The sequence below is a fragment of the Pseudomonas sp. NFX1 genome, from assembly GCF_051123555.1.
GTDB lineage: Bacteria > Pseudomonadota > Gammaproteobacteria > Pseudomonadales > Pseudomonadaceae > Aquipseudomonas > Aquipseudomonas capeferrum.
The window spans coordinates 2,534,528-2,543,191 of sequence record NZ_CP169366.1 but is presented as its reverse complement, the minus strand read 5'-3'; the positions used below and the strand labels follow the sequence as shown (position 1 = coordinate 2,543,191).

14 protein-coding genes and 1 tRNA gene are annotated in these 8,664 nt (G+C 59.4%); 5 read left to right on the top strand and 10 right to left on the bottom strand.

Annotated elements, in window-relative coordinates:
* The first annotated feature begins 2 nt into the window (after positions 1 to 2).
* From ihfA to DJ563_RS11300, 3 genes are all read left to right on the top strand, one after another.
* Positions 3 to 305 (top strand): integration host factor subunit alpha, encoded by a 303-nt coding sequence (ihfA, locus tag DJ563_RS11310; protein ID WP_003250679.1) that lies wholly within the window; start codon positions 3 to 5, stop codon positions 303 to 305.
* Positions 286 to 642, top strand: coding sequence for a MerR family transcriptional regulator (locus tag DJ563_RS11305; protein WP_008100384.1), 357 nt, complete (start codon positions 286 to 288; stop codon positions 640 to 642). The genes ihfA and DJ563_RS11305 overlap by 20 nt, the downstream gene beginning before the upstream one ends.
* A 99-nt stretch (positions 643 to 741) precedes the next feature.
* Positions 742 to 818, top strand: a tRNA-Pro gene (locus tag DJ563_RS11300).
* A 69-nt stretch (positions 819 to 887) separates the two neighbouring features.
* Here the strand turns inward: DJ563_RS11300 and DJ563_RS11295 are convergent.
* From DJ563_RS11295 to DJ563_RS11260, 8 genes are read right to left on the bottom strand one after another with little or no spacing between them, the layout of a single operon-like run.
* On the bottom strand, positions 888 to 2,015 hold the full coding sequence (locus DJ563_RS11295; RefSeq protein WP_434519719.1) for a tyrosine-type recombinase/integrase: 1,128 nt from the start codon (positions 2,013 to 2,015) through the stop codon (positions 888 to 890).
* Positions 1,937 to 2,338: a hypothetical protein gene (locus tag DJ563_RS11290; RefSeq protein ID WP_238347530.1), complete on the bottom strand. Its 402-nt coding sequence runs from the start codon at positions 2,336 to 2,338 to the stop codon at positions 1,937 to 1,939. Before DJ563_RS11290 ends, DJ563_RS11295 begins: the two co-directional genes overlap by 79 nt.
* Before the next feature lie 37 nt (positions 2,339 to 2,375).
* Positions 2,376 to 2,867: an HNH endonuclease gene (locus tag DJ563_RS11285; protein ID WP_434519543.1), complete on the bottom strand. Its 492-nt coding sequence runs from the start codon at positions 2,865 to 2,867 to the stop codon at positions 2,376 to 2,378.
* A gap of 56 nt (positions 2,868 to 2,923) precedes the next feature.
* Positions 2,924 to 3,154 carry a hypothetical protein gene (locus DJ563_RS11280; RefSeq protein WP_019471584.1) on the bottom strand — a complete coding sequence of 77 codons (231 nt, stop codon included), beginning with the start codon at positions 3,152 to 3,154 and terminating at the stop codon, positions 2,924 to 2,926.
* Positions 3,155 to 3,197: 43 nt separating this feature from the next.
* Positions 3,198 to 3,584: a DUF2591 domain-containing protein gene (locus tag DJ563_RS11275; RefSeq protein WP_434519542.1), complete on the bottom strand. Its 387-nt coding sequence runs from the start codon at positions 3,582 to 3,584 to the stop codon at positions 3,198 to 3,200.
* Positions 3,581 to 3,823, bottom strand: coding sequence for a hypothetical protein (locus tag DJ563_RS11270; RefSeq protein WP_047583051.1), 243 nt, complete (start codon positions 3,821 to 3,823; stop codon positions 3,581 to 3,583). The genes DJ563_RS11275 and DJ563_RS11270 overlap by 4 nt, the downstream gene beginning before the upstream one ends.
* The gene (locus tag DJ563_RS11265) at positions 3,820 to 4,092 is read right to left on the bottom strand and encodes a hypothetical protein (protein ID WP_434519541.1); all 273 of its coding nucleotides are present in this window, start codon (positions 4,090 to 4,092) and stop codon (positions 3,820 to 3,822) included. The genes DJ563_RS11270 and DJ563_RS11265 overlap by 4 nt, the downstream gene beginning before the upstream one ends.
* Complete coding sequence (locus DJ563_RS11260) at positions 4,092 to 4,514, bottom strand: hypothetical protein (protein WP_434519540.1); 423 nt, start codon at positions 4,512 to 4,514, stop codon at positions 4,092 to 4,094. Before DJ563_RS11260 ends, DJ563_RS11265 begins: the two co-directional genes overlap by 1 nt.
* Positions 4,515 to 4,687: 173 nt before the next feature.
* Between DJ563_RS11260 and DJ563_RS11255 the strand changes: the two genes are divergently transcribed.
* Positions 4,688 to 4,987: a hypothetical protein gene (locus DJ563_RS11255; RefSeq protein WP_434519539.1), complete on the top strand. Its 300-nt coding sequence runs from the start codon at positions 4,688 to 4,690 to the stop codon at positions 4,985 to 4,987.
* 44 nt (positions 4,988 to 5,031) lie between these two features.
* Here the strand turns inward: DJ563_RS11255 and DJ563_RS11250 are convergent, their stop codons facing one another.
* Positions 5,032 to 6,075, bottom strand: a complete 1,044-nt coding sequence (locus DJ563_RS11250; protein WP_434519538.1) for a hypothetical protein — start codon at positions 6,073 to 6,075, stop codon at positions 5,032 to 5,034.
* 299 nt (positions 6,076 to 6,374) lie between these two features.
* Complete coding sequence (locus DJ563_RS11245; RefSeq protein WP_434519537.1) at positions 6,375 to 7,913, bottom strand: DNA cytosine methyltransferase; 1,539 nt, start codon at positions 7,911 to 7,913, stop codon at positions 6,375 to 6,377.
* Between the two features lie 128 nt (positions 7,914 to 8,041).
* Between DJ563_RS11245 and DJ563_RS11240 the strand changes: the two genes are divergently transcribed.
* Positions 8,042 to 8,551, top strand: coding sequence for a hypothetical protein (locus DJ563_RS11240; RefSeq protein ID WP_434519536.1), 510 nt, complete (start codon positions 8,042 to 8,044; stop codon positions 8,549 to 8,551).
* Positions 8,552 to 8,664: the final 113 nt, after the last annotated feature.

The window sequence follows — 8,664 nt, the reverse complement described above, 5'->3', positions numbered from 1 at the left end:
GCATGGGTGCTCTGACGAAAGCTGAGATGGCCGAAAGGCTGTACGAGGAGCTGGGGCTTAACAAGCGTGAGGCCAAGGAGTTGGTCGAGCTGTTTTTCGAAGAAATTCGGCACGCACTTGAAGAGAACGAGCAGGTCAAGCTGTCCGGTTTCGGCAACTTTGACCTTCGCGACAAACGCCAGCGGCCGGGCCGCAACCCCAAGACTGGGGAAGAGATCCCGATCACCGCTCGCCGCGTCGTCACCTTTCGTCCAGGGCAGAAGTTGAAGGCCCGGGTTGAGGCCTATGCTGGAACCAAGCCATAACGACGAACTGCCCCCCATACCGGGCAAACGCTACTTCACCATTGGTGAAGTGAGTGAGCTTTGTGCGGTAAAGCCGCACGTGCTGCGGTATTGGGAGCAGGAGTTCCCTCAGCTGAACCCTGTGAAGCGGCGGGGGAATCGGCGGTATTACCAGCGCCAGGATGTGCTGATGATCCGCCAGATTCGGGCGCTGCTTTATGATCAGGGGTTCACCATTGGCGGGGCGCGGTTAAGGCTCTCCAGTGATGAGGTGAAGGATGAGTCAAGCCAGTACAAGCAACTGATTCGGCAGATGATTGTTGAGTTGGAGGATGTGTTGGTGGTGTTGAAGAAGTGATCTGCTCCGACGAATGGAAATTTTTTTGAGAAAAAGCTTTCATTTATCAAAAGGTTAGGGTAGATTCTTCATCGTTCTCAGCAGTATCGAGAATAGAGTCGGGGCGTAGCGCAGCCCGGTAGCGCACTTGCATGGGGTGCAAGGGGTCGAGTGTTCGAATCACTCCGTCCCGACCAATAATCCCAATGACTTAGCCACCTACGGGTGGCTTTTTCATTTCTGCGTGTGGGGACTTTTTCGGGACATCATCCGATTTTCCTCTTCAGTATTGTCAGCACCGGCCCACGCGAGTCCGTTGTTGATACCATGTTCGCAGCCTCAATCAGCTTTCCCAGCTCAGCGCCGGAGTAGTGGCTGGTGATGCTGCCGTTCTTGTGCCCGAGCAGTGACTTCCGATCCTCTTCAGTAACGCCTGCTGCCCGCAGTCGTCGACCGAAGGTGTGCTTCAAGTCGTGAATCCTGATCGAGGCATATCCAGGGTGAGCGGGGCGAAGGTTTTCCTCCTGCCAGAGTTTCGCCGCTCTCACCCGCGCCTTCTTCCATGCCGAGTCGTTCATCCGGTGCATCGCGGTGCCGTTGTATGGGAATACCCATTCCTTGCTGATCCCGCGCTGCCTTTCAATAATCGACTTGGCCACGTTGTTCAGCACCACCAGACGCTCGTCGCCATTTTTTACGCCCGACCGGGCGTGTCTCCCGCCGAAGTCAGCAGGGATCAGGAAAACACTGGTTCCCAGTTCCGGCACCGATATCTCCCAATCCCACCTCAGCTTGCACACTTCTTGCTCCCGGCAGCCCGTGTTTACCTTGAACAGGGCCATCGTTTGCAGGTGGCCCGGTAACTCGTTGAAGAGGATCGACTGCTCTTCCCATGACATTGGGTAGGGCTTACGGCTCGACTTCTTCTCTTCGAGCTTCCTCAGCATGGGCACACTGTCCAGCCATGGCCGGCGGTCATCGTCTCGCCACTTCCTGGCGCAGAGCGTCAAAACCCGGACCGCGCGCTCGATGGCGATGTTGATCGTCCGGTTGCTCACGGCCTTTTCAATGGCCCCATCCGGCAGAACCTTTTCTGTCTGCCGATCCCTGATAAACGGCTCCAGCGCCTGGTCATCGATGTGCGTCAGCGGCAGGTGGCCCAGGTAAGGGTGAAGCTGCTTCATGCACAAGGCAGTCAGGTGAATGGAGGGCTGATCCTTGACCTCAAGGAGGTAGCGCATTGCCGCTTCCTCGAATGTCCGTATCTGCCGTACGCCGTACACCTTCTGCTGTCGCAGCTTTTCCAGCTTATGGATCAGGTACTGCTCTGCCTCTTCCCGGTCACCAGTTCCAGTACTTTCTCGAATTCGCTCCCCTTTGTAGACTTTGTCGATTTGCCAGACACCGCCCTTCTCGTAGAGGCCGGTGATCGTTTTTCGCGCCATGTATCATCTCCTCGGCGCTCGCTGCGGGGCCGATTGTTGTCCTGTCCGGTGGCTTTTTCAATTGCCCTGGCTTCGATGTAGGCGTCAGCCCACTCGTCGAGCTCCTGACGGTCGAAGGCTACGCCCTGTTTTCCGATAGGGAATTCACGCACGTTCGGCCTGACCGTCTTGTTGAACTCATCCCGACACATGCCGAGATACCCAGGCGCATCGCCAAACCGGATGAACCGCGGCTGAATGCTTGAAGGCTTTGCTGCTGTGGCATTCGCCATGTGGGTCTCCACGCCGCCGGTGGCGGCAGGTTGGTGGTTAGGCTGCGGCTTGCTGATCAAGCGTGGTGCGAAGTTCGTCCGCAGCTACTGCGGCGGCATCTATGGTGCTGTGGTAACCGCCGTAGTGAACCTTGCGGTTTCGAAATATCTGAACGACCCACTTGTTCTTGCGGCCATCCCAGTACACGCCTGTAACACCGCTCGCTGGCGGCTTCCTGGTAACAACTCGATGCGCTCGGTTGTCTTCCGGTGTAAGCAGCCGCAGGTTTTTCCACCGGTTGTCATCGCGTATGCGATTGATGTGGTCGACGTGCATGCTTTCGTCTGGATGCTCTCCCGTCATGTAAAGCCATGCCAGGCGCCCAGCACGGTGCTTTACTCGGTCGATTGCGATGGCCAGGTACCCATCCTTGTCGAGTCGACCAACCTTGCGGTTGTGATCGGGCCAAGTCCGTGTGAATTTTCCGGTTTCGGGGTCGTAGTGGATCTTCTCTTTCAGGCGCTCGTACGTGAGCTCTCGTGTTTTCATGAGTGCAAACGTCCTCGCCCGCGCATGTCGGCGGGCTTGAGTTGTAGGGGGAGGGGTTAACGCTTTTCGAGATCGGTGGTTACGGCTTCGACGACGATCGGGCCGAGAATACGGGTGGTATCAAGGTGGTCCTTGAATACCTTGTTCAGGCGACCGATCGCCGCCTCTCGGGCCTGCCGGTAGACCTGGTCCAGTGTGCAGTCCGGTCCCCAAGATCCTAGGTTCGTCAGTTCGACGGTGAGGGTAACCTTCGCACCGGTGCGGGTTCGTGCATGCGGCTTGCTCATCGCGGCGCCTTCCATACTAGGTAGGCCATGTAGGCGAGGGCGATCATGGCATCAGCTCCTTGGGCACCTGGACGGTACCGCCGAGCGTGGCGGCGACGATTGCGCGGCCAGAGGCAAGCAAGTGGGTTTCTGCGCGAGCCATTCCGACAGACTGACCTACCGAAACAACGGCCCTCAGCAATCCAGGGCGCGCCCATTGAAAGTCAGCCTCGTACTTATCGATCAGCGGCCCGCCCAGCGCCCAGTCTTCCCACGGGTTGAAGCGCTTGGTGTGCTCGATGGCCTGGCCCTGGTACCGGGCAAACACGCGCCAAGGGTTGCCGTACTCTGGCGGGGCCAGGAACACGTCCAGCCCTTCCGCCTTGCCCACGGCCCACCCCAGCGCCTCGCCGGCCAGGTCTGCCGTCTTCACTTCGATCAGGTCGGTCATGGCTGCACCTCGGGAAGCTCTGGGAATGAGGCTTCAGCTTCGGTGCGAAACTTGATATCGCTGGAGTCACCGTGGCGACCTTCCGACCAGGTGATTCGCTTGCCGCAGTAGCAGCCGGTCACCTGGGCCAGGTCGAAGTTCTGCCGAAACTCCATGGAAATACCGGTCATGCCGTGCTGGCGCGCCAGGGCGACCACAGCCTGCGCAAATTCAACATCTTGATCAGTTACTGCGCTCACAGCTGATACCTCTCATCAATCCAGCGCCCAGGCGCCAGAGCGGGTGTAGGTTCTGGTTGGGTTTCGTGCGGGGAGAGCTGGCGCTGGTTGCCGGCCTGCAGCTGGCTGTCGGGGATGCAGAAGATTGCTTGCGGGGTGTTGTAACCGTTTCGCGGCACCCAGCAGGTCACGCCGCGCTTCTGGTCGTGCACGACCTCGATGTCTTCGGTCAGTCGCTCCGCGCTGGCGCCGGTGGCCAGCAGCAGGAGGCAGAGGGCGAGGCGGGTCATCAGCAGTCCACCCAGTTGAGCTGTTTGATGTAATCGCCGCCGGCACACACGTGCTGGTCGTTGATCGCTTCCATGTCCTTGATGTCGGCCAGGGCGGCCTTGGCCCGCTCTAGAGCCAGCTCGGCATGGCTTAGCTGGTGGCGTTTTCTGGCCTTGTAGCTACTGAGCGCCTCCTCTTTGCCGGGGTAGGCGAACCGGCGCCAGGAGTTTTTCGATACTCGCTTGGCGTTGCCCCAGACTTTCCCGGTGGCTTCCTGGCGGGCCATGGCGTAACTCTCGCTGCCTTCGGGAACAAGCCAGTAGCAGTGCTCGCTCTCGCGGATCACCACGTAGCGCCGGCACACGATCGTGACGCCTTCGGGGCCGATGGAATCGATGTAGCGGAAGTGGTCCGGCCAAGCCGGTTTCGTTTCTACGGGCATGACTTCGTCCTTGGCCGCCATATCGCGGCAGTGAATAGAGGGGAGAGGGGTTAGCAAAAGCCGTGCTAGCCAATTGTCTGATTCAAATCACAAATCAGGCTGGTGCAGTTGCGAACCGCTTCGCTTTGGCTATGGTGGCTTGATAGCATTCAACTAAAGTCGTGGAGTACGACATGCGTATTCGCGGAGACGTTTATTGGCAGTGGGCGGACCCGACCCTGCATCACCGGGACCATGAAGAAACTCTCGATGACGGGACTTTCATCGACGTCCAGGTGAGATTGTCGCGAACAGGCAGTACGCAGATGTTCATCGGCGTTTATGCCCCTAGCGGCATGGCCATCCATGAGGAGGCCTTCGATTCTCGGCCTGGCGAGTCGATGACTAGGGCGTTGGCGTGGGGCGTGGGCCGGGCCCGCCGCGCTGCCACTGAAGGCGTACCAGTTGCCGACCTTCTCGTCGCCTCGAAATAGAGGGGGAGAGGGGTTACAGCGAAAGGAGTACGGATGTACTCCGATCAGGATTTGGCCTTTGCGACGAGCACGCCCTTGTGGGTGCTGGTGCCGTCGACGGCCATCGAGGTCACGAAGTAGTGATTCTTCTGGCGGTTGTAGACGATCTCTTCGCGTGCCGTGCCGGGGTCGATAACCAAGCGGGTCTGAGCACAGATGAGACTGCCGGACACAGTGAAACTGAGCCAGTCGCCTTCTTGGATTTGGCCAGGAGCGGTGAGCGGCTGCCATGGCCCGCGCTCAACCAGACCGCTCGACTCTGATCCTGAAAACGCCTCGCCGCATTCCGGACAGCCGAGTTTGTTGGCGTAGCTGTGCGCGCACTCTTCGCTCGGCTCTACGCTGGCGGATAGGGCGGCTTCCTCCAGACCGTCACCGAGAGGGAGGCCGAGGGGCTTGAGCGCTTCGCGATGTTTGCTGACTGCCGCAAGAGGAGCTGCAAGCTGGGCGCGCAGGGCGTCGCAGTTCTGCGTCTGGACCTTCAGGGCAAGGTCGGCATTCTCAACCCTGCGGCGCAGGTCGATAGCGTTCTGCGCATATGCCTCTTTGTCGGCAACGGCGCTGGCCAAGTCTTCGCGCAGCCGCTCAACCTCGCCAGTATCGGCGTGGGCGTAGAGCGGCCCGAGCTTTTCAACTTCGGCTAGGCAGGCGTTCCATGCTTCGGCATAACCCTTGGGTAGGTTTCGGCCTTCTGGCATCCGCACAGGAAGGCGCTTCGGCAACGCCACCGGCTCACCTTGCGCAGGGCGGGTGTAGAGCGGAACCATGCCAGGCTCTGGTTCGGCCCACATCCATTCATGCAGATAGATACCGCCAAGACGCCCAAAAGACTTCAAGTTCTCAAATGACCTGGGGTCTGCGTAGGCCACCGGCTCGCCCTTGTGTTGCTCGGCTGGCTTGCCGAACCCGTTGCAGATTTCTTCCCAGATCTCGAAGGCGCCGCCGCCGCATACACGGGCTCGGGCAGCGATCAGTTCTGTCAGGTCATCTGAGAGTTCGCGAGGGAAGCTGACCATCTCTGTGTTGCTGGATCGGTTTTCTGTGGGCATGGGGATAGCTCCTGCCTGCAAAAACAGGTCTAGAATTGCAGTGCTCAAGTCGAAGGGGACCGTCATGGACTTTCCGAGATGCTGGATCTGCGGCGACTACATTCAGGCTCTGGAGGAGGCTCACGACCACTGGAAGGTCGTCTGCGCTGGATGTGACAAGTTCAGTATTGCCGCACCGGTCTTGTTGGCGATCAGGGATGGTAGAAAGCTGAACGGGGCAGCTATGACCACCTGGCTTGGCACAGAGCGCCAAGCAGGCACGCCGGAGCCAAGAATCACGATGCACAGCGCGGTCTGGCTCAATTTTTGAGTATCTCTAGTTGACGTTGTATGCGCTGGCCGATCCAGCGGACGACGAAGACGGCCTTGCTGTTGCCGATCGCCTTGTAGCGCGGCCCGTCAGGGCATTCCTCTGCTGGCTTACCGCGATATGGGATGCGGGTGTGATCGCCGGGAAAGCCTTGGAGCCACTCGCACTCCCGTGGAGTGAGGCGGCGCACCTGCGCATTGGTCTGAATGGCTTGGACTTCTGCCCGTGCTTCCAATGTGTATGCGTGATCGGCCTGCACCCCAACGCCATCTGGGCCGCTCGCTGGGTTTTCGCGCAAAGCGCCGGCCTGGATGGCGTGAGCAACGATTGGCTGCCCACGGCCCGTGCCGTCCTCGCTGGCGTCGAAGCCCTCGGCCTTCAGTGTGTGCGTGATATCGCCGGTGATGCACACCGCGACCTGTCCGCCGGCGTTGGGGTGGCTGGCGCCGTGACCCATGGCCCGAAGCGTCGGGGTCAAGTCGCCTGCATCGGCTCCGTGGTCCTTGCAGCTGAAAGCGAGTAGGGCGTTTTCTCGTCCGCTGTTCCTGCCCAGCGGGTGGACAAGGTCATTCAGCACGTCGGAATCCTGCGTGCCGTGCACCACCAGCATTCCATTCTCAGCATCCTGCTGGGTAGCGCTGCCGGCCGCTTTCCCATTGGCCTGGAGCGTGCCGCTCACAACAAAAGCCTCGGATTCGAAATCCAGCCTTCCGCTGGCGCTGGCGCATGCGTTGCGCGCAGGTGCTATATCGATCGGTCCCGCTGTATTGTTCCCGCCGAATACGGTCAAGCGTCCGTCTGCTGCGTCGTTTTCGTCGACGCCTCCAGTGCTTGCTGTAATTGTGCCGGCAGTTGCTTGCCCCTCGCCTCGGCGCGGCGGAGTATCCCGGCGCAGGCCTTCGCGCTCAAAAAGTACTTCGAGTGGATCGAACCCTGCTCGAGCACTTGCGACAACGAACACACGGCGGCGTCGTTGGGCCAGGCCGAAATATTGGGCATCCAGAATCCGCCATGCGGCTGTTCGCGTGGGTCCATACACACAACCAGCGTCCTTCCATTTGCCCCCTGGCGGTTGGAGTTCTTCGGATTCGCCCACCAGGGCGCCGAGGAAGCAGCCAAACGCGTTGCCTTTGTCGGAGAGGACGCCGGGGACGTTTTCCCAGAGGCAGGCGGCCTCGGGATCACCGCGCTTGATTCGAACATGGTCAATTGCATCGAGGAGTTCCACGTATTTGATGGTCAGGGCACCGCGGGGATCAGCTAAGCCTTCGCGCATGCCGGCCACGCTAAAGGCCTGGCAGGGAGTGCCGCCGACCAGCACCTCAGGCGCCGGGATCTTGCCGGCCAGCACCATGGCAGCCAGGCGGGTCATGTCGCCGTGGTTCGGCGTCTCCGGGTAGTGGTTAGCCAGCACTGCGCTGGGGAATGGCTCGATCTCGGCGTACCAGGACGCTTGCCAGCCCAGCGGGTGCCAGGCCACGGTCGCAGCTTCAATGCCGCTGCAGACGCTTCCGTAGGTGATGGGCATCGGTGATCCTCGCCGGGGTGGCGTTATCGTTGAATAGGGGAAGGCGCTGGCGGGCAGCGCCGAGGTGGCGTAATCCACGGAAGTGAGGTATTGCTGTTGCCGGCTCAGCTCTAGGCAAGGGTAAAACGATGTACCAGAAGCAGTATTGGACGGAGCTGTACGAGCTCAAATGCCATCAGAAGTACTTGGCTCTCCATCAGGAGAGTGCTGAAAATTGGGAGCGTCGGATCAAGGTTTTCATGGCAATCGTTTCCAGCACCAGTATTGGTGGTTGGGCGCTGTGGAAAGATCTTGCGCCACTCTGGGCGACACTCATCGCTGCGTCTCAGGTAGTGACGGCTATCTATGCATTTCTTCCCTTCAAATCAAGGATTAAGCCAATCAGCCTGGCTGTGACGTCATTGACTGTGCTGTTCGATCAGGCTGAACATGGGTGGTTTGCGGTTGCGGAAGGGAAGCTGACCGACGCCGAAGTGAACGATGCAAGGTACAAAATCAGAAAAGCGAAAACAAAAATCATGTCGGACACGATCGGTGTCTTGGTCATCCCTCATGATGCTGACCTGATGGAAAAGGCAGAGCGTGAAGCAAAGCTGTATTTCAAGAATTATCACGGGGAAACTGAAGATGTCGAATAAGGTTATCAGGCCTACGCCGAGCGGGAAGCATCAGGGCGGTAAGCCACAGGTAAGTGACAAAAATCTTCCGGCCACGGTCGGGGGCGTCGCACCAATGCCTAAAGTGAAGCCAA

Excerpts from the sequence above, each read along its gene's own strand:
- ihfA (WP_003250679.1), top strand. The coding sequence starts at position 3 with ATGGGTGCTCTGACGAAAGCTGAGATGGCCGAAAGGCTGTACGAGGAG.
- DJ563_RS11305 (WP_008100384.1), top strand. The coding sequence starts at position 286 with ATGCTGGAACCAAGCCATAACGACGAACTGCCCCCCATACCGGGCAAA.
- DJ563_RS11290 (WP_238347530.1), bottom strand. The coding sequence starts at position 2,338 with ATGGCGAATGCCACAGCAGCAAAGCCTTCAAGCATTCAGCCGCGGTTC.
- DJ563_RS11285 (WP_434519543.1), bottom strand. The coding sequence starts at position 2,867 with ATGAAAACACGAGAGCTCACGTACGAGCGCCTGAAAGAGAAGATCCAC.
- DJ563_RS11280 (WP_019471584.1), bottom strand. The coding sequence starts at position 3,154 with ATGAGCAAGCCGCATGCACGAACCCGCACCGGTGCGAAGGTTACCCTC.
- DJ563_RS11275 (WP_434519542.1), bottom strand. The coding sequence starts at position 3,584 with ATGACCGACCTGATCGAAGTGAAGACGGCAGACCTGGCCGGCGAGGCG.
- DJ563_RS11265 (WP_434519541.1), bottom strand. The coding sequence starts at position 4,092 with ATGACCCGCCTCGCCCTCTGCCTCCTGCTGCTGGCCACCGGCGCCAGC.
- DJ563_RS11260 (WP_434519540.1), bottom strand. The coding sequence starts at position 4,514 with ATGCCCGTAGAAACGAAACCGGCTTGGCCGGACCACTTCCGCTACATC.
- DJ563_RS11255 (WP_434519539.1), top strand. The coding sequence starts at position 4,688 with ATGCGTATTCGCGGAGACGTTTATTGGCAGTGGGCGGACCCGACCCTG.
- DJ563_RS11250 (WP_434519538.1), bottom strand. The coding sequence starts at position 6,075 with ATGCCCACAGAAAACCGATCCAGCAACACAGAGATGGTCAGCTTCCCT.
- DJ563_RS11245 (WP_434519537.1), bottom strand. The coding sequence starts at position 7,913 with ATGCCCATCACCTACGGAAGCGTCTGCAGCGGCATTGAAGCTGCGACC.
- DJ563_RS11240 (WP_434519536.1), top strand. The coding sequence starts at position 8,042 with ATGTACCAGAAGCAGTATTGGACGGAGCTGTACGAGCTCAAATGCCAT.